The following is a 20,061-nucleotide window of genomic DNA, read 5'->3' as shown; positions in this document are numbered from 1 at the left end:
TTATAAAACAGTATTTTTTTACAGCATCTTTTATAGGACAGAAAAAAGCAGCCAAAAGGCTGCTATATCGTCATTCTTGCGTTAAGTTGTCAATCACGCTATTTTTCAATTCATTAAACTGTTCTGTATGTTCGTTGAACACTGTAACAGCTTTTTGGACAATCTCATTCTGCTCGTTCACTTCTGCAGTTTTTTCTTGAAGCATCTGAATATCCGTTTCTTCGTTAAGGAGCATTTCATATAATTCTTTTTGCAGGTTTGTAAGCTTTCCGTAGGCATCCGCGAATTCGGCGTGCGCATTAAAACGTTCTTGCATTTTTTCTTTCAATGCCGCCAGATCCGCTTTGACCCCCTCTTCCGCTTCCTCGATCACTGTATCAATTTCACTGAAGCTTTCCTCAGCAGTTCCCATGGATTCTTTTTCCTGTTCAAGAAGAGCCAGCCTCTCGTCTGCCGAAGCCAGTGCTTCTTCTGCCTGGGCCTTTACTTCTTCCTGCTGCTCTTGGGTAAGAGCCATGATTGATTCGAAGAGTTGCTGTTCATTTTTCTCCAGCTTTTCCATTTCACCTTGGGTGCTTCGGTAGTCCTGTTCTGCTTCAAACGTATCTTTCAGCACGTTGTCCAATTGCTCACCAGGAGATGGTCCTGAACAGGCGCTTAAAAGCAATGCACTTGAAAATAATGTAGCCATCATAGTCCTTTTCACTCAAAACCCTCCTTACATACATGAGTTAACTATAGACTTTCGCCAAAAAAAACACAACTGACTCTCTGGGTTTTTTTCTTTCTCCCCGGCTTTTATTGCGCTATACTTATGGGAATGGTACGACCAATGAAAGGATGAAACAACTTGATACTTATGAAAGACATTGTCCGCGAAGGACATCCGACTCTTCGCATGCGTTCAAAAGAAGTTGCATTTCCGCTATCCGAAGAAGACCGCAAACTCAGCGAGGATTTGCTGGAATATGTAGTTAACAGCCAGAATGATGAAATGATCGAGAAATATGACTTGCGGCCCGGGGTCGGCATTGCTGCGCCTCAAGTCAATGTGCCAAAGCGCATTTTTGCTCTGCACTTTGATGAAAACTCCGGCGAGAATTTAAGCTTGATTGCCATAAACCCGAAAATTGTCAGCCATTCGGTCGAAAAAGCTTATTTGTCAGCGGGCGAAGGTTGTTTGAGCGTTGACCGGGCCGTTCCCGGCTATGTGCCGAGATATGCCCGCGTTACGGTCAAAGCGTTTGATATTGAAGGCAAGGAATACAAGATGCGCCTGAAAGGATTGCCGGCTATCGCTTTTCAACATGAACTGGATCATTTGAACGGTGTCATGTTCTTCGATCATATCAACCCTAAAAATCCATTTGCAGAAATCGAAAATGCCATTCCAATAGATAGAGCTTCGGGAGAATAATTCCCGAAGCTCTTTTTCAAATCAATCCGATATGGCGGAATGCTTTTGCCAGGCCATCGTTGTCGACGTGGTCTGTCACATAAGATGCCTGTTGTTTTGTCTCTTCTGTTCCATTCCCCATAGAAACACTGTATCCTGCGGTAGCCATCATTTGAACATCATTCAAACCGTCTCCGAACGCGATGGTGTCTTCGATCGAGTGGCCTGTTATTTTGATCAGCCGTTCAATGCCGCGCGCTTTTGTGCCGCCTTTTGGCACGACATCGCAAGAAACGCGGTGCCAGCGGATAAAATCCATATTCGCGAACGCCTCTTTGTATTGCGGTTCTTCTTCCTGCTCGCAGAACAGCAGCGCTTGATAAATATCGTTTTCCAAGTGGAAATTCTCGATCATTTTCGGATGGGAAAATTTGAGTGTTTTAATGCTTTCATCAATATCCGGATGGTAGTCGATGCTTGAGACCATCTTCTCATCCGTCAAAAAGACCAGCGGATGATCCCGTTTCTCAGCAAACTCAACTATATCGGAAAGCGTGTCCGGATCCAGTGCCTCTTTATGCACTGGCACGCCTTGGTGGACTATGTACTGTCCGTTGAAGGTGATAAATGTATCGATCTTCAGTTCATCTAATACTTTCTTCGCCATGAAAGGCCCGCGCCCGGTGGCGACCGCCAGCTCATGGCCGTTCGCACGGGCTGCCAGAAGCGCCTCTTTCGCAGATGCCGGCAGCTCTTTTTTTGTATTCAGTAAAGTCCCATCAATGTCCAAAAGCAATAACTTTCCCACCTTGCATTCTCCATTCTTTCCCAGTTCGCAGCAACAGCAGCTCTGGTTTACTTTTTTCTGAAAATATAGTATACTATGCATAAGGAGTGATTAGCCATGTTAAAGCGTTTAAAAAGAAAACTTGTTAGACAGCTTAATGGCATCATGAACAAAAAGAAAATTGCATAATTTGGTAGCCCTCCTTGATAAAAAGGAGGGCTATTCTTTATTTTAAAACAATGACATGATAATATAAAGAAAGTGAATTTATTTTGAACGTGGAAAAAGGAGAGCAAATTATGATTTTTAAAGTTTATTATCAAGAAAACCGTTTTGAGGTACCAGTTCGCGAAAACACTAAAAGCCTCTATGTTGAAGCATCTACCGAGCGTGAAGTGCGCCAACACTTAAAAGACCGCAACTACAACATCGAGTTTGTTCAGCTGCTTGAAGGCAGCCATTTGGAATATGAACAAGCGAGCCAAAATTACGAAGTCGAGAGCCTTAAATAAGTATGAAATTTGTAAAAAATGATCAAACAGCTGTTTTCGCACTTGGCGGACTGGGCGAAATCGGCAAAAATACGTATGGCGTTCAATTTCAGGATGAAATCATCCTTATTGATGCAGGCATCAAATTTCCGGAAGACGATTTGCTCGGAATCGATTATGTAATTCCGGATTACACGTATTTAGTTAAAAATATTGATAAGATCAAAGGCCTTTTCATCACACATGGCCACGAAGACCATATCGGCGGTATTCCTTACTTGCTGAAGAAAATCAACATTCCTGTATACGGAGGCAAATTGGCCCTTGGATTGCTTCGCAAGAAACTTGAAGAACACGGTCTTTTGCGCCAAACAAAAATGACGGAAATCGAAGAAGATGATGTCATCAAGTTCCGTAAAACAGCAGTTAGCTTTTTCCGTACCACCCATAGTATTCCGGATGCATTCGGTGTTGTCGTTAAAACGCCGCCCGGCAATATTGTGCATACAGGAGACTTCAAATTCGACTTCACTCCGGTAGGCGAGCCAGCAAACTTGCTGAAAATGGCGCAAATCGGCAGCGAAGGCGTCTTATGCCTGCTCTCTGACAGCACTAATGCTGAGGTTCCAAACTTCACCATGTCAGAACGCAAAGTCGGGGACACGATCCGGGATATCATGAGAAAAGTGGATGGCCGCTTGATTTTTGCGACATTTGCTTCAAATATTTACCGGTTGCAGCAAGTGACGGACGAAGCGGTAGCCCAAGGCCGCAAAATCGCAGTTTTTGGCCGTAGCATGGATAACGCCATTACAATCGGCCGTGAGCTTGGCTATATCAATGCACCAGAAGATGCATTTGTCGACACCCAGACATTGAACCGCCTCCCTGCAAACGAAGTTTTGATTCTTTGCACAGGTTCTCAAGGTGAACCGATGGCCGCACTTTCACGCATCGCCAATGGTACTCATCGCCAAATTCAAATTCAGCCGAACGATACAGTTGTGTTCTCATCTTCTCCGATTCCGGGGAACACGAGCAGCGTGAATCGTACCATCAACTTGCTGTTCCGCGCCGGAGCGGATGTCATTCATGGATCGCTCAACAATATCCATACATCCGGACATGGTTCACAAGAAGAACAGAAACTGATGCTTCGTTTGATCAAACCGAAATTCTTCATGCCAATACACGGCGAATTCCGGATGTTGAAAATGCATTCGCAGCTTGCCATCGATTGCGACGTTCCAGAAGAAAATACGTTTATCATGGAAAACGGTGAAGTTCTTGCTTTGGGGCAAGATGAAGCTTCAATCGCTGGCCGCGTCCCTTCCGGCGATGTTTACATCGACGGCAGCGGCATTGGCGATATCGGCAATATTGTACTTCGCGATCGCCGCATCCTTTCGGAAGAAGGCTTGGTTATCGTTGTCGTATCCGTCGATATGCAGAAAAACAAAATGGTATCAGGGCCGGATATCATTTCCCGCGGTTTTGTGTACATGCGTGAATCCGGTACAATGATCTATGAAGCGCAGCAAATGCTGAACCGCCACTTGAACAAGAAAATCAACGGCAAAAACACCGAATGGGCTGAGCTGAAAAGCGAAATCTCTGACGTGCTCGGACCATACTTGTATGAAAAAACAAAACGCCGTCCGATGGTATTGCCAATCATCATGGAAGTTTAAGCAACCAAAAAGGAAGCCCCGATATCGGGGCTTCCTTTTTTAGTTGAGAACTTTTTTCTCAAAACGGTTGATGTCGGCATCTGAACCGATAATGATCAAGATATCTCCTAATTGAATTTCCATATCAGCTTGCGGCGATACAATAATATCCCCGCCCCGCTTGATAGCCACTATGTTGATGCCATATTTTGCGCGGATATCGAGCTGGATCAATGTAAAGCCGGCCAATTTTTCATTTGCACGGATTTCCATGATGGAATGCTCATCTGAAAGCTCCAAGTAATCCAGCACGTTATTCGATAACATATTGTGGGCAATCCGGATTCCCATATCGCGTTCAGGATGGACCACATGGTCAGCGCCGATTTTACTCAATACTTTTGCATGGTAATCATTTTGCGCTTTTACCGTGATTTCTTTCACACCAATATCTTTAAGCATCAATGTCGTCAAGATGCTCGCTTGGATATTTTCTCCGATTGCCACAATAACGTGTTCAAAATTTCGGATGCCAAGAGATTTAAGCACAGCTTCATCGGTCGTATCCGCAACAATGGCTTGGGTGGCGATTGTCGCAAACTCATCTACGCGCTCAGAATCTTTATCGATCGCCATCACATCTGCGTCTTGTTCAATCAGTTCTCTGACAATGCTTCCTCCAAAACGCCCTAATCCAATAACTACAAATTCCTTTTTCATTGTGCTTCCTCCATATCCTTTGCTACTTCCATATTACCTTACTTTTCCCATCCTCATAAAGAAAAAGCTTCAATCCATTCTAAAGATCTGTTCTCATCAATCTGGGGTAAAACAAAGAAAACCCGCCTCATCGGCGGGGATCTAACGGCCGCGTCGGCCGATTCTCACAATATTCGCAGCTGCTGTCGCTGCATTGTTCTTCACGCCACTCGTTGCATGTCGCACAGTAGCTTGCATCGAACTCGTCATCGAATGTAAGAGCGGATAAGCACGTATGGCAATACGTATGGACTTCCATCCAATTGATAAATTTTTTATTTGCAACCAAATAAAGTCCTTGTTGGTTTTGTTTGTAATTCATGATTGAAGATTTTCGGACCACCCTTTTTGCTGGGTCCAGAAAAAAATTCATTTTCCCGTTCAAGCGGATCACTCCCAAAGTAATGGCTAAGCTTCTTCTTTTTAAGCACCTTTACCATAATAGCATCAAATGCGTGTTTTGCGGCAAAATTCTTTCTGTCGTTCCTTTATAATAAAGACTTTTGAACAAGAATTGCAATAGATATGAATAAGTTTTTCAAAAATTTATACAACAGAATGAAAGCGTTCTCCAAAATGACAAATTTGCTGATGAGCAGATGGCGGACTTTGTTGCTTTCCAATTCTAAATATGCAGGAAGGAGCGGTATAGAGGTTTTCCGCTTGTTTTTTTCTTCCCAATTCGGGTATAGTTGTTCAGTCAGATATGCTAAACTTTAGGAACACGAAACAACGAAGAGAGAAGGATTGCCGATGGCAACAGAATCAAAAAATTATGCACTTTACGTACTGATGTTCAATATGTTTATTGCTATGAGCGGAATAGGGCTGATCCTTCCGATCATGCCTGCCTACCTTGAAACTTTCGGCGTTGCCGGACAGGCACTCGGAACATTGATTGCCACATTTGCTTTGGCGCAATTTCTGTTCTCCCCCATTTCCGGCCAATTATCGGACAAATATGGCCGGAAGAACTTGATTGTTTTTGGATTGATTGTTTTCGGACTTTCTCAACTGGTTTTCGGACTGGCCACGGATCTTTGGATTCTATATTTAGCACGTTTTTTCACCGGCCTTGGTTCTGCGTTTTTGATTCCGCCGATGATGGCTTTTGTAGCAGATATCACCACTTACGAAGAACGCGGCAGAGGCATGGGATTGCTTGGCGCTTCCATGTCGCTCGGATTTACAATCGGCCCCGGAGTCGGGGGATTTTTAGCTGGCGTCAGTTTGCAGTTCCCTTTTTATATCGCCGCATCCGTTGCATTGATTGCGGCAGCCGTATCATTTTTCGTCTTGCCGAATATCGTGCCTTCTGTTCCAAACAACAATGAGAAACAGGAAAATCTTTTCCGGCAGATGAAACGTTCTACTGCGACACCGTATTTTGTTATGCTGCTTGTCATGTTATTTTTCTCTTTTGGCCTCGCAAATTTCCAGTCGACCATTTCTCTTTACGTCGACCATAAATACAATTATACGCCGACAGATATTGCCGTATTGATGACAGTCGGCGGATTTGCAGGAGTCATAGTCCAAACTTTCATCATCGAAAGGCTGTTCAAGCGTTATGGTGAAATGAAGATTATCCTGGTGAATCTAATAGTTTTGTCGATTACCATGATTGCCATTTTGTTTGTCCATACTTATTGGACAATTTTGCTGGTATCCTCCGTCTTCTTTACCGGCGCTGCGCTTCTTCGGCCGGCAATCAACACTTTGATATCGAAACTTGCAGGCGACGAACAAGGCTTTGCTGCTGGTATGAACAATGCATACATGAGCTTAGGAACTATGATCGGCCCTACTTTGGCCGGGATTTTGTTTGATATCAATATCAGCTTCCCGTATATCGCCGGAACCGTCATATTGATTGGCTGCTTCTTCCTTGCCAATATTTGGTCATTGAAAAAGCAGCACTTATTGGAGCTGAGCAGAACTTAAATTTGCCGTCAAAATAAAAGCGAAAAAGAGATCAACTTCTCTTTTTCGCTTTTATCAATTGTTCAACTGTTCTTGGAGACTTTTCGGTTTCAGCGGCCCTTTTAAGTGGTTTTTTCGGCAGTTTCAGGCCAAACCGCCGCAATGTGATATCAATGAAAAATAGAATCATTGCAAACAGGAGCAGGTTATGCCGAATCGGCTGTTTTGTTCCGCTTTCATACGGAAGATTTCGGAATACCTCATCCAGCGAATCTGCCACTGTTCCCCCCGTTCTTTCTGCAATTGCCGTAAGCATTGCCATGTTCGGCTCATCTATACGGTATTCATCTCCGTAAGGAACTGCCAGTCCGGTTTTATAAGCTGCACCAGTTTCGTTGGAAATGCTGAAAAATACCAGGCCTGGTTCCGCATCCAATGCAACTTCCACTTTTCCTGGGGCAATCGGCTGGGTTTGAATCGGCACTTCGTCTCCCTTTTCATCCACTACGGTGATATCCAATATAGCGGATGAATGCGACGGATCTTCTACTGTATAAATGCCCTGTGCTTTTTTGGCTACCGAAAACGGCACTTCCTCAAATGCAGGAAGCAGCTCGGAAACATTGCGGTTCCAAAAAGCCGGCCAGTTTTTCCAAGTCTGGAATCCACCGCTCCATGCACCGCTGCCTGATGTATAGGCGACAGTTTTTCCAAGCCCGTAATTCCATGTTGCAAGTATGGGATCCTCTTCTTCGCTTTCAAGTGCGACTGAAGCAGTTCCTTTTGCGGTAGTAGCGATATACGCATTCATCTGCGGAATTCCGTCTGAGAAAAGAGGATTCCATTTACTGCTGTAAACTGTCGGGTAAAATGGTTTATCGACGATATAAGTGCGCGACATCATAATCGTTTCCCTGGATAAAATAGCTGGAATCGTTGTAGCATCTGTTACATCATAAAAGCGGCCGTTCCCTGACCCAGCCATTCCTTCAAGTAAACCTTTGTCCGCATCCTGCCCGATTGAAACGGTCGAAAGCGTAACGTTGTTTTCTATCCCCGCTTCAATCAAGGCATCATAATCATTGGAAGTGGCCGATTGCCCGTCAGTCAGCAAGATGATGTGCTTGCGCTGCAATTCCAGGTCTTCCAGCTGTTTGTAGGCTTCTTCGAGCGACTTGTATATTTCTGTCCCACCGCCTGGTGCAACCGACAAAATTTTGTCCGTCGCCGCTTTTGGATCCTTTAGTTTTTCTGTCGGGACAATTTCCCATGGCCGGTCATCAAAAGCGATTACGCCGACTGTATCATCACTCCGAAGCAACTCAACTGAACGCGCCGCTGCCTCTTTCGCCAGTTCCATTTTCCCTCCTGCCATACTGCCGGAACGGTCCATAACTATGACTAGTCCTAGCGACGGCAATTCATGCTTCCCTTTCACTTCCATCTCGACTGGCAGCAGCTGTTCAATCGGCGTCTTAAAATATCCGCCAAGGCCATAGCTTTGATCGCCGCCGACCATCATAAAGCCGAGTCCGAATTGCTTCACCGCCTGTTCAATCACTGCCATCTGCTGTTCTCCGATTGAAGTTGCGGGTACATTATCAAAAATGACGGCATCGTATCCAAGAATTGAGGATAAATTTTGAGGAAGCTGCGTTGCAGCCATTTCAGAAACATTGATTCTTTCCCTGTCGAGCACTGCCGGTATCGGACTCTTTTCCGCACCTTCGACAACCAGCACTTCAGGCGTTCCACCTATATCAGTAATGCTGGCCAACCTATTGTTTTCCAAGAAGGCGTCTTCAGCGACCTCAATCCTCGCTTCATATTTTGCAAGCCCTTCTTCTTCGGCAGGATAGGAATAGGAAAACACATTGCTGCCTGCTGACAAGGACACTTCTTTCTGGTCAAAATCCTGGTCATTCACTGAAAATATCAAACGCGCGGCAGCATCGGCTTCTGCATGGATGGAAACAGAAAACGCTTGGGCTTCTCCTAGAAAAGCACTTTCCGGAGTTTCAAACCGTGTGATGGCTGCATCGTTTTCCGCTTGCTGTTTTACCGGGAAAACGTCTACTTGCAGCCGCTCGGATTGCAGCCGCTCCAAACTTTCAATCGCCGAACCTTGGGTTTCATTGCCATCGGTCAGCAGCACAATCCGTGTTGCTAAATCCTTGTTTCCGCTATTTGCGGCAAGTTCAAGCGCCTGGGCAATATTGGTATGCTTGTTTTGGTTGATGCTGATATCTGCAGGCACCGTTTGCCGCTCTTTTGATATCGGAACCAAGCTTTGAAAATCTTCCGCAAACGTATAGACGCCTGCCAATTGATGATCTTCTTTTTCGGAAAGGGCAGCATTGATTGTTGTGGACATATCCGTTTCCAAGCCAGCCATTGAAGCGGAACGGTCCATCAAAAAAATGATCTGTTCCTGTTTTTCCGACCGGTAAAGGGAAGGATCTGTCAGCGCAAAGATCAATAAAGCAACAGCAGCTACGCGCAAGCAATAGACCGTTCGATAAAGCGCTGAGCTTTTCGGCCAAAATTGGATGGCAACCAATCCAAAATACAAAATCGCCGGCAAACAAAACCAAAGCCAAATGGGATTATCGATGCGCATTTCCACGGCGATACACCTCCCATTCCGCTACAAGAAGAAACAGCACCGCAAAAATCAGCCAAGGAACAATTGAAAATTCCACTGTTCCACCAGTCGCTTCCGCGCGACCTATTTTATAACTGGTTCCTTCGGCCATTGTTTTCTCTTCATTGCTTAATTGCACAATCATTTTCAACGTCCTGCCATCTCCCACTATTTCGTAGACTCCTGGCTGTCGCGGCGCTGTAAATGGCCCTTGCCCTTCCATATAGGACTGGAGATATTCCCCGTCTTTGTAAACTTCCCATTCTCCGCTTTTTGAAGCGAGCGCCACTGCACGCTGTTCGTTCGGCTGGAAAAACCCCAAGAGAGTGTCTGTTCCGGACAGTTCGCCGATCGTGCTCCATAAAAACAGCGGGAAAGACGGATGGAGTGGCCAATCTGTCAGTTGAATGTCCGTCAATACGGCAACATCCCCATCCGGAGAGATTTGAATCAGCGGCTCTTCGCCTATTGTAGCGATGGTTTCATAGCCTTCAAATGGCGGATAGATTTCCGAAACATACACATCTTCAAGAGAGGCATACGTGAAAAGCGCATGCGGAACCGTTTCGATTGGTCCCGCCACCGGATGGGTCTTCTCATCGGCCCGTCCGATAAGCAAAAGCGGCATATCGGCTTCCAGCAAATCGGTCTGATTAGTGACGAGCGGCACAGCGGCCGCCTGCGCCAATTGGCCAGGTTCCATCAGGTTAACTTCCACTTTCAGCGATTGGAAACCCGTACCGACCAATTCATGGAGCGATGAATCGACGACAACGCTGTTTGAGGTTTCATTGACAGCAGCCACCATGGAATTATCAGCGGAATAATCATCTCCGATTTGCAGTTCGGCTTGCCATATCGGTTGGTCCGGCAATTGTTCGAACGGCACCAAAAGTTCTTCCTTGGATGACAGTTGAATATCCGCTGTTTTCTCCATTCCTTCACCTGTAAGTATGAGTTTGCCGGAAACGGCTTCTGAAGTTTCGTTAACAATTTGAACGATTGCCCGCATGCCTTCCTCCGTTTCCGACAACCCGAATTGGCGAATAGAAACATTCCGCAAAGGCTGTCCGATAGCATGGACCTCATAAACCTGATCGATTTTATGGGCAAGAAGTGACCGGTCCAAAGAATCTGTAAACACATGAATTACGGTAGAGGCATCTTCAACAAGCGTTTCAGCAAAAAGCAGAGTCTGTTCTATCTCCGCATTTTCATAGGCGACTTCCAATTGGTCTATCGCTTTTTCCAGCCTATCGGAATCACGTTCTTTTCTCATTACCACTTCAGGCCTTGCCCCCGTCGTCACGATAGTGACCGGCTTTCCGCCAGTTTGAGTGATCAGGTTTTTCATCAGTTCCTGCTGCCTGCTAAAAGCCGCCGGTTCTCCTGCCAGCATTGTTGCAGAAGTGTCGACGACAAATATGAATTCATTGCCTTCCAATGTTTCCGAATCCAACCGCGGGCCGAGGAGCGCGAACAGACAAATCAAGAGCGCCGCCAGCTGCAAATAAAGCAGGATATGATGCTGCAGCTTTTTCAAATAAGGCGATGCATGAATTTCTTTCATGAGTTCGCGCCAATGCAAAGTGGATGAAACGTGCTGGTCTTTGTATTTTTTGCGGAAAAAGTAATATAGCAGTACGGCAAGAGGCATAACAGCAGCCCATAAATATCCCCATTCTGAAAAACTCATGCCGCTTCACCTCATTCAATCCATTTTTTTCGAGCCATTTGCTGAAACAACACATGCTGTATCCCTTCCTCGACGGAAACTTGCAAATAATGTATGCCATGCTTTCGGCACAGCGCTTCCAGCCCTTTTTCATGCATTTCGCGTTTCTCCTGATAACTGGCGGCGGCATCTGGCGTCAAGGTCACATTGACAGCTTCACCGGTTTCCTCATCGATAAATCGGACATCTCCGGTATACTCAGGCAAACGTTCTTCTTTCGACAGGATGTGCAGAAAACGAACATCATGCGAATATTTTGGCGCCTGTTTGAAAAACTGCCGCCAGTCTTCAAGCGGTTCCAAACCATCCGACAAAACGAACACCACAGTCGAGTCTTTAGCCGCATGGAAACTGGCAGTTCTGGCAAACGATAAAGCAGCCGGCTCCTGCAGGTTCGATACAAAGTGCTCGAACAGCTTCCTGGCTGATTTCCCTTTTTTACGGAAAGGCGCTCCTTCTTTTTGCCCCGCCGAAACCGTCAGCCGGTCATCGCCCGACAAAACCATCATTCCAAGCGAAAAAGCCAATTGCCTCGTAAAAAGCCATTTTTTCTCCATTGATTTTGAATTGTCCATTAGCAGATGGACACGCATCTCTTGCTCATCCAAAAAGCGCTTTATGTAAACTTTCTCGGTGCGCGCATAAACGTTCCAGTCGATATGGCGGACATCATCTCCAAGATGATATTCACGGAAATCCGAAAAATCCAATGAAGAGCCGAAGCGCATAGAACGATGCGACCCTTTATGGTGTCCGCGGATTTTCGCTTTTGTGCCTATCGAGTAGCGGCTCAGACGGTTTATCCAATCGCCCGGCAAGTGCAGCGAAGTCATTTTAATACGCCCTTCCCGGCAATTTCTGTGATTTGCCCGACCAGTTCGTCTGCACTTGCCCCGGACGCTTCTCCTTCATAGTTCAGCAGCAGCCGGTGCCTTAAAGCAGGCTTGGCCACATGCTTCAAATCGCTGATGGAAACATGGAATCGCCCTTCTACCAAAGCGCGCGCCTTCGCCAGCCGGATCAAGCTTTGCAAGCCGCGGGGGCCGCTGCCATATTGGACAAATTCCCGGATTTGGCCGATTTCGCTTTCAAGCGGGTTGGTATTTTGGATAATATCGACCGCCACCATTAAAATGTCTTCTGCAATCATGACAGATTTGACCAACTGCTGAGCTTCCAGCAATTCCAGCCCCGTCATTTTCTTTTCCAGCTCGATTGTCTGCGCACCTGTTGTCCGCCTGCTGATTTCCGCCAACTCTGCCCGATTCGGATAAGCCACTAGAATTTTGCAAAGGAAACGGTCCATTTGTGCTTCCGGCAAAGGATATGTCCCCTCCATTTCAATGGGATTTTGAGTTGCCAAAACAAAAAACGGACGGGCCATCGATTTCGTCTCGCCTAGAATGGTTACAGTCTTTTCACCCATTGCTTCTAAAAGGGCGCTCTGCGTTTTTGGCGTCGCCCGGTTGATCTCATCGGCTAAGACCATCTGGTGAAAAATCGGCCCTTCCTTAAAAGAAAAATGCTGCTTTCCATTTGCATCCCGCTCAATCAAACTCGTTCCTGTAATATCAGAAGGCATCAGATCGGGTGTAAACTGAATGCGCGAAAACGATAGATCCAAAACTTCGGAAATGGTCCGGATCAGCATCGTTTTCCCAAGGCCGGGCAAGCCTTCAAGAAGGGCATGGCCGTCAGCCAAAATGGCATAGAGGGAAAATTCGACCGCTTCCTCCTGTCCGACAATGAAGCGGCCAATTTCCTCCCTTACCTCTTGAAGCCGTTTGCTCATTTCTGTAAATTGATCTGGTGTCAATGTCATTTTCTCCCTGCTTTCTACTCTTCAGTTTCAATTGAAGTGAAATATTGTTCAACAACTTTCTGCAAATCCGGAGGCAGTTGCATACGCTCGGCGCTTGAAAAATATGATTCCGAATAATCGCCTACAGCTTCCGCATAAGGACGGGCCTCGCCTTTTTCAACCGGCACTCCCCCTTTTTGCTCGCTCACTGCTTGCCCTTCGCCAAGTTCTCCATTGTCCACTGCCATCTCGCCTGTCCCGCCGATTCTTGAAGGAACAGTCAACAGCTCCCGGTCGCCTTGCCCAAGACCTGCTCCCTGTCCTTGCCCCTGCCCCTGTCCTTGTCCCTGTCCTTGCCCCTGCCCCTGCCCCTGTCCCTGTCCTTGTCCTTGCCCCTGTCCCTGTCCCTGTCCTTGTCCCTGTCCTTGTCCTTGTCCCTGTTCTTGCCCCTGTTCTTGTCCTTGTCCCTGTCCTTGTCCCTGTCCTTGTCCTTGTCCCTGTTCTTGCCCCTGTTCTTGTCCCTGTTCTTGGCTCTGTTCGGTGCCGCTGCTAGTTGAAGAACTCTCAGAGCCGCTTGCAGCTGCATCGTCTGACGCTCCAGCACCAGAAGATTCAGAGCCTGCGGCGGCTGCCGATGGGCTGCTGTTGGCTATAGTCTGTTCAAGCGGGAATGGCACTGGTTTTCCCATATTGCTTAAAGCGGTCTGTGTTTTGCCCGCTTGTTCAGCCAATTCCCCGGAAGCATTTTCCAGTTCTTTTTTTAGCCCCTGTTGAGTCTCATCATTCGCCTGCTGTTTCTGTAAATTCAACTCTTTTTGCTTTTTGACCATTTCTTTTAAAGCCTCTTCGGCTGTTTCAGCCTTCTTGATGTCTTCTTGCAGTTCCTGCAATTCCTTTTTTACTTTTTCAAGCTTTGCCCTGTCTTCTGTTTCAGCCACTTTCTCAGCCATTTCCTCCACCAATTCCTGGTCGCGTTCAATTTCCTTCGCCTGCTGCTGCAGAGTACCTGGAAATACACTTAACAGCACAACCAAAACAGCACTGACTACGGCACCTGCCACCCAATTGCCAAGAAGCCAGTTTTTCGGCTCTTTCCGGAACAACCCATAGCTGAATGGCAAAATTTCTTCTGTTTTTCGGGTTAAAGCTTGTGTTAGCGCATTGTCTTCTTCAAACTGCCATACAGTTAAAAGCTGATTTTGCGGTGTGAATCGATCAAGTGCGCGTACCGCCTGTTCCCGTTTTGGGAGCTGGTAAAGCGCAGCAAGAATCCACGCCACAAAGAGCAGCCCCCCTGCTCCATATGCATAAAATCCATAATAAGGAAGGACGAACAGCCGGGATATGAAAAGCATTGCGGCGGCAGCAGCCAGTCCAAAGAGCAAAGCTCTTTGAAAAGCTTTCACTATATGCACTATTTTCAAATACCGGTTGGTTTTTGCTACGTACTTCTTAATTTCCCGGCTGTCCATAACTTTTCCTCCTTATTTGTATTTAGTCATATTCACGCGCAGCCGGTTGACTGCGATAAAGAGAGCACCTGCACCTAAGCCCGCATAAAACAACAAATACCCGACCCATAGCGGCAAAGGGACAAGAGTCATCGTTTGGAGTTCTTCGGCATACATCGGCTGCAGCAAGGTGAACATTACTACCGCAGGATTGATGCTGGCCCAAAAATGCGTGAATGGCGAAAAGCTTGCGGCGCTCATGCCCATTTGTGAAATTTGCATCGAAATAATCATGAAAAAGCCTGTAACCGCGACAAGAAAAATCATGGCACCATACGTGGCAATAATGGCGACAATCGTTTTCCGAATAAGGGTCGAAAACATCACCCCTATACTGCCAATCGTCAATAATGTCAAAAAGTAAAACAGGAAAATGACGAAAAGCTGGGTCGGCGACACCCCTCCATATAAGAACACCAAGCTGTAAATTGGAAGTCCGGAAACAATCATCAGTAATAGGAAGGCGACAGAAGACGTCATTTTCCCAAAAATGATCTGGAAGGAAGTTTGTGATGTTGTCAGCAAAATATTCAAAGTCTGTTTTTCCCTCTCTGTACTGATTGTTCCCGCCGTCAAAGCAGGCGTAATAAAGAGGATTAACCCCAATTGGATATAAGTCATCATGCTGAACAGCATAAAACTTTCATCCGGACGGAAATAACCGCTTCCGCTAAAGGAAGTGGTCAACAGAATAAAGCCAAACACAAAAATGCTCATTGCAATCAAATAAAACAAAATTCCCGTGAAACTCTTCAAATTGCGGAAACGCAATTTGATTTCTTTGATCAGCACCGGATTAGCCAGGAGCGTTCTCATTCCACATCTGCCCCTTTCGTGATCGCCATAAAGACATCTTCCAAATCGGTTTCTTCCTCCGAAAAAGATAAAATCGGCAATTGCATGGAAACAGCTTTTTGCAATAGTTTCAGCTGGTCTTCTTCTGATCCCCTATACAGAAACTGAACAAGCTGTTTTTCGGGCGATTCAATGATTCTCGAAACATACGGATCGTTTTCGAAAAACAGCACCGCCTCTTTTGACGATCCCGCTACCTTCACACGCATCACTTTCTCGCTTTGAAGCTGCGCCTGGATATCGGCAACCGAACCTTGGGCTATCAGTTCCCCTGAGTCGATCACGCCAATGCTGTCGCACATTTCCGCAAGTTCCGGCAAGATATGGGATGATATTAGGATGGTCTTGCCCATTGCTTTCAATTCTTTTAAAATATCCCTCATTTCCACCCTTGCCCTCGGATCCAACCCGGATGCCGGCTCATCCAAAATGAGGATTTTCGGATCATGTATCAACGATCGAGCAAGACAGAGCCGCTGTTTCATACCGCGCGACAGCAAATCAACATACTCATAGCGTTTATGCTCCAAGTTGACCAGTTCCAGCAATTTCGGAATGAGCGCTTCACGTTCTTTTGGCTTCAAGCCATAGCTGGCTCCGTAAAAATCCAGGTACTCATCCGCTTTCAGCTGATCGTACACCCCAAAAAAATCCGGCATATAGCCAATTTGCTTTCTTACTTCATGCGCATGTTTAGTGACGCTTAATCCATTGACAAAAGCATCGCCGGCAGTCGGCTGAAGAAGTGTAGCCAAAATGGAGAATGTAGTCGATTTTCCGGCACCGTTAGCTCCCACAAACCCGAAAACCGTTCCGTCTTCCACTGTCAGATTCAAGTCTTTTAACGCGTAGAAGGAGCCGTATTTTTTTGTCAATCCTACCGTTTCAATCATGGCGCTACCACTCCTTTCAGCTTCAGTTTCGGCAAGGTGGCTTCTGGCATCCCTGAAGCGCCGGCCCTCATTTCTAAAGAAAACTTGATGGTGCCTTCTGGTGAAATATATTGTTCCACTTGTTTATCGAATGTTTGGCGCGTTCCTGAAATTTCTTCATAGCCGTTTGTCTTTTCGTTATAAATGGAAATTTTAGGGCCTGGCGTTGACATGCTGATGCCAAGTTCTTCCCATCGCGCTTGCTTTAAATCAATCGCATCAATCACTTGATACGTGATTTCGTAGTCGCCATCATCAAAATAATAGTAGAAGGGATCATTTGAAACATTTTCGAAGTAAGCCTGCTGGTTCACACTTTTCACTTCCATATTGAACGTTTCCGGATCCAAGGTGATATTCCCGCTCAATGCCGTTTCAGGCTTGAAACTTTGCGCAATCAAGTGAAGTGAAGAAACCGAAGCCCGCTGCTCCTCCAGCGAAATTGGCACAATGGCGTCTTTTGTATAGCCGATGATGTAGGGAGATGTTCCGCTTTTTTCAAGTTCATCATATGAAATCGTCACGAGCGACTGGCGTCTTGCCTGGGCTAAGGCTTTCGCATCGGCAATCGGCTGATAACCAAAAGACTGGCCGATGGATGACGCAGGCGCCAAAATATCAGAGCTGATGGTTTCCTCGACTTGAAGTTCCTGTCCTGGATTCATGTTGCCCAGCGACAGTAAGCGGGTTCCTGTCCAAACTGAGACATCTTCTACTGTAAATGGAAAGTTATTCGTGATGGTCCCTGCTATTGTCCGATTGGCCACGTTCAGCCGGACATCAAAATTCCCAGTATTTTCAATATAAGATTCACCCATTATCGATGCTACAGACCAATATCGCATGTCACGCAATGTCATTGTGCTGCCGGCAGCCTGCCGTTCCAATATCGCAGCTTGATGTGGCTCTTCCTCCGTCATTTGCGACTTCAGACGGTAGCTCATTGTTGTAGAAGAAGGAGCCGTAAACTGATAATCACCGCCCGAGTTCGACAGCAAAGAATTGACGTAATAACCGCTTAAGCCTTTGTTCGCGTCCACTTCAAAAAAACCGGTCTGCTGTATTTGGGCATTTCCAATGCGGTCCTTCGCGCCAAGAGCAAAAAGCCCAATGGAGGTTAGAATGGCTGCTGCCGGAATGATGAACCAAGCGTATTCGCGCTTGTCCCTCCTTTTCAAAATCACGTAAAGAACCGGAATGATCAGGACAATATAAAGAATGATGATGCCCATGATCAACGTTTTAGATACGGCAAAACTCTCAAACAATTCGTTGACGTCCCCGACTTGGTAGGCCATCCTGTCCGTCAACGGCTCTCCTTGGATGTTTGGATTAGGACTGCTGTTATTTTGCAGAAAGCTGCTGATAAGTTTAGGATACCCTTTCTGGGATGAAACAACTTCATCCCCCAATGAAAAACTGGTTTGCGTCAAGGTTCCGGATCCGATTTTCCGGCTTGCAGCAAGCACCTGTCCATTGTCTTCCAGAAGAATTTCGGCTCCGTCTTTCGCTGTCGCTTCAAATGCCGGCACCTGCTGCTCCATTCCCGGGGCAGACACTTGTATGGACCCGCCTAAATCTAACGGCAAAAATTCACTCAAGTTGCCTAGTTCAGCGGCAAGGTTCCCTGTTGAACCAACGACTATATGGCCGCCTTGCTGCATCCACTGAACAACAGCCTGTTGGACGGCAGACGGCAAGTCGCTATACGCAAACTCATCAATTATTAAATAATCGATAACTTCCCACGCCATCGCTTCTGTAGGCAGTGTGAATTGGTTCATCTGGTTAAGATGAAAAACTTGTGTTCCTTCGCTATTGCCGGCAGACACTTCCTTAAGCTGCTGAAGGCGATCGGAATTGGAAGTCAGACTGGCTATAAACAATGAAGCAGGAGGAAAGTAGGCAGGTTTTAACGTTTTAGATCCATTGAACTTAATGGATTCCCCTTCCTCCCATCCGCCTTCAAACAAAAATATGTTCTGGGCGGATGTGCCGGCCATATAAGACATATCGGACAAACCGGATGAGGCAACCTGCACAGTTTTGGTTTCACCGCCAGCTAGTTCTATCGGCACAGCTACTCCAGTGCCCACAGAGTAGCTTTCTGAATAGCTGAAAACAAGGTCGCCGGAAAATGCCGTTCCATTGTTCGTCAACGTAAACTGGAGCGGCAACCCTTCCTCGTATTTCACTTTATTTTGAAGGCCGGCACTTGCATCGACGGTTATGTCCGGAGCTGCAAATGATGTTTGCGGCAACAAAAATAATCCAGTTAAAAAAGCGCTTGCCAGTATGGCCAACAAACGTTTCTGCATAATGAATCCCCCTTTTTCTGCTCTCTTCTAATTAGTACGTTGCACATGATAATTAGTTCCTTCTTCACAGAAAAAAATAGGCTGCCGGGAATGGGTTCTCGACAGCCTACTTGTTATAGAGATTTAAAAAATTGGTGGATGAGTGTCGGCATGATGCCAAGAATCGCTTCATCAGGGCTAAGCTTTGAATGGTGAAGGCCGAACTCGGAATCGACACCGGCCCAAAACATCAGGCCTGGGATCTCAGCTGTAAAATAGCCGAAATCTTCGCCAGTCATAGCTGCTTCGCTTCTTATTGCCGTGATGCCGCTAAACGTTCCTGCAAACTCCAAGAATCCTTCGGCAAGCTCTGGATCGTTATCGACCTCTAGATAGCTGGAGCCGTAATCGATGGATACTTTGCAGTTGTATGCCTCTTCAACCGCCCGGCAAATTGCCTCGATGCGCTTTTTAACCTTTGCCATTGACTCGTTGTTCAATGTCCGGATTGTTCCTTCCAGCCTTGCATGTTCAGCAATGATGTTCTGCACTGTACCGGCGCTTAGCTTGCCGACCGTCAATACCGCGCTGTCCATCGGATTGATATTCCGGCTGACGATTGTCTGCAGCTGCATCAGCAGGGAGGCGGCCGCAACTGCCATGTCTTCCGTTAAATGCGGATAAGCTGCGTGCCCGCCCTTGCCGTGCAAATCGATAAACAGCTCCGACGTATTGGCAAACAGCAAGCCCGGTTTTGTCGCAACCGTCCCGACCGGATATTCCGGCGCCACATGCAGTGCGCAAATCAGGTCCGGCATAAAATCTTGCTTTTCGGTTTTTAGCCATTCCAATAACGGCAATGCGCCGCCCGGGCCTTCTTCGGCTGGCTGAAACAGTACCACCGCGTCGTCTTCAAGGGGTTCTTCAATCAATTTTCCCAAAAGACCAAGCGCCGTCGCCATATGGATGTCATGTCCGCAGGCATGCATAAAGCCTGGATGCGCTGAACTGAACGGCAGACCCGTTTCTTCAGTAATCGGCAAGCCGTCTATATCCGTCCGCCATGCGATGGTTTTTGCCGGATTCGATCCTGCAACCTTCACCGCTATCCCCGTTCTCCACAGGGCAACTTCAAGCCGTTCTTGCGGCAGCGAAGAGATGCGCTCAAGCAGGTAGCTTTGGGTTTTGATTTCCTGGAAGCCGATTTCCGGAATTTCGTGCAAGTCTCTTCTGATTTTCACTAAATCCATGGCAGACACC

17 protein-coding genes are annotated in these 20,061 nt (G+C 46.6%); 4 read left to right on the top strand and 13 right to left on the bottom strand.

The window, feature by feature from the left end:
• Positions 1–70: 70 nt before the first annotated feature.
• Complete coding sequence (locus FQV30_RS06035) at positions 71–706, bottom strand: YkyA family protein (RefSeq protein ID WP_146499199.1); 636 nt, start codon at positions 704–706, stop codon at positions 71–73.
• Between the two features lie 144 nt (positions 707–850).
• On the opposite strand from FQV30_RS06035, the gene def reads away from it, so the two are divergent.
• Positions 851–1,417 (top strand): peptide deformylase, encoded by a 567-nt coding sequence (gene def / locus FQV30_RS06030; RefSeq protein ID WP_146499198.1) that lies wholly within the window; start codon positions 851–853, stop codon positions 1,415–1,417.
• Positions 1,418–1,433: 16 nt separating this feature from the next.
• On the opposite strand, the gene FQV30_RS06025 is transcribed toward def, so the two are convergent.
• A complete protein-coding gene (locus FQV30_RS06025) occupies positions 1,434–2,204 on the bottom strand; it encodes a Cof-type HAD-IIB family hydrolase (protein WP_146499197.1) in 771 nt (256 codons plus the stop codon).
• 278 nt (positions 2,205–2,482) lie between these two features.
• On the opposite strand from FQV30_RS06025, the gene FQV30_RS06020 reads away from it, so the two are divergent.
• Entirely contained in the window at positions 2,483–2,695 is a 213-nt protein-coding gene (locus tag FQV30_RS06020) for a DNA-dependent RNA polymerase subunit epsilon (RefSeq protein WP_146499196.1), read from the top strand.
• A gap of 2 nt (positions 2,696–2,697) precedes the next feature.
• Positions 2,698–4,365 (top strand): ribonuclease J1, encoded by a 1,668-nt coding sequence (gene rnjA, locus FQV30_RS06015; protein WP_146499195.1) that lies wholly within the window; start codon positions 2,698–2,700, stop codon positions 4,363–4,365.
• 39 nt (positions 4,366–4,404) lie between these two features.
• Here the strand turns inward: rnjA and FQV30_RS06010 are convergent, their stop codons facing one another.
• Together FQV30_RS06010 and FQV30_RS06005 are read right to left on the bottom strand one after the other, a co-directional pair.
• Positions 4,405–5,064 (bottom strand): potassium channel family protein, encoded by a 660-nt coding sequence (locus FQV30_RS06010; RefSeq protein WP_146499194.1) that lies wholly within the window; start codon positions 5,062–5,064, stop codon positions 4,405–4,407.
• 127 nt (positions 5,065–5,191) lie between these two features.
• Positions 5,192–5,497, bottom strand: a complete 306-nt coding sequence (locus tag FQV30_RS06005) for a hypothetical protein (protein WP_255473362.1) — start codon at positions 5,495–5,497, stop codon at positions 5,192–5,194.
• A gap of 359 nt (positions 5,498–5,856) precedes the next feature.
• Between FQV30_RS06005 and FQV30_RS06000 the strand changes: the two genes are divergently transcribed.
• A complete protein-coding gene (locus tag FQV30_RS06000) occupies positions 5,857–7,047 on the top strand; it encodes an MFS transporter (RefSeq protein WP_146499192.1) in 1,191 nt (396 codons plus the stop codon).
• Between the two features lie 31 nt (positions 7,048–7,078).
• Here the strand turns inward: FQV30_RS06000 and FQV30_RS05995 are convergent, their stop codons facing one another.
• From FQV30_RS05995 to FQV30_RS05955, 9 genes are all read right to left on the bottom strand, one after another.
• Positions 7,079–9,646, bottom strand: coding sequence for a VWA domain-containing protein (locus FQV30_RS05995; RefSeq protein WP_255473361.1), 2,568 nt, complete (start codon positions 9,644–9,646; stop codon positions 7,079–7,081).
• Positions 9,633–11,366 carry a vWA domain-containing protein gene (locus FQV30_RS05990; RefSeq protein ID WP_146499190.1) on the bottom strand — a complete coding sequence of 578 codons (1,734 nt, stop codon included), beginning with the start codon at positions 11,364–11,366 and terminating at the stop codon, positions 9,633–9,635. The genes FQV30_RS05995 and FQV30_RS05990 overlap by 14 nt, the downstream gene beginning before the upstream one ends.
• 11 nt (positions 11,367–11,377) lie before the next feature.
• Positions 11,378–12,238, bottom strand: a complete 861-nt coding sequence (locus tag FQV30_RS05985) for a DUF58 domain-containing protein (protein WP_146499189.1) — start codon at positions 12,236–12,238, stop codon at positions 11,378–11,380.
• A complete protein-coding gene (locus FQV30_RS05980) occupies positions 12,235–13,227 on the bottom strand; it encodes an AAA family ATPase (RefSeq protein WP_146499188.1) in 993 nt (330 codons plus the stop codon). Before FQV30_RS05980 ends, FQV30_RS05985 begins: the two co-directional genes overlap by 4 nt.
• 14 nt (positions 13,228–13,241) lie before the next feature.
• Positions 13,242–14,678 carry a hypothetical protein gene (locus tag FQV30_RS05975; RefSeq protein WP_146499187.1) on the bottom strand — a complete coding sequence of 479 codons (1,437 nt, stop codon included), beginning with the start codon at positions 14,676–14,678 and terminating at the stop codon, positions 13,242–13,244.
• A gap of 12 nt (positions 14,679–14,690) precedes the next feature.
• A complete protein-coding gene (locus FQV30_RS05970) occupies positions 14,691–15,533 on the bottom strand; it encodes an ABC transporter permease (RefSeq protein ID WP_146499186.1) in 843 nt (280 codons plus the stop codon).
• The gene (locus FQV30_RS05965) at positions 15,530–16,465 is read right to left on the bottom strand and encodes an ABC transporter ATP-binding protein (RefSeq protein WP_146499185.1); all 936 of its coding nucleotides are present in this window, start codon (positions 16,463–16,465) and stop codon (positions 15,530–15,532) included. The genes FQV30_RS05970 and FQV30_RS05965 overlap by 4 nt, the downstream gene beginning before the upstream one ends.
• The gene (locus tag FQV30_RS05960; RefSeq protein WP_146499184.1) at positions 16,462–18,822 is read right to left on the bottom strand and encodes a hypothetical protein; all 2,361 of its coding nucleotides are present in this window, start codon (positions 18,820–18,822) and stop codon (positions 16,462–16,464) included. Before FQV30_RS05960 ends, FQV30_RS05965 begins: the two co-directional genes overlap by 4 nt.
• A gap of 113 nt (positions 18,823–18,935) precedes the next feature.
• A complete protein-coding gene (locus tag FQV30_RS05955) occupies positions 18,936–20,060 on the bottom strand; it encodes an N-acetyldiaminopimelate deacetylase (RefSeq protein ID WP_186725539.1) in 1,125 nt (374 codons plus the stop codon).
• Position 20,061 lies beyond the last annotated feature (1 nt).

Source organism: Planomicrobium sp. CPCC 101110, assembly GCF_007859395.1.
Classification (GTDB): Bacteria; Bacillota; Bacilli; order Bacillales_A; family Planococcaceae; genus Planococcus.
This window is presented reverse-complemented; position numbering and strand designations above follow the sequence as displayed.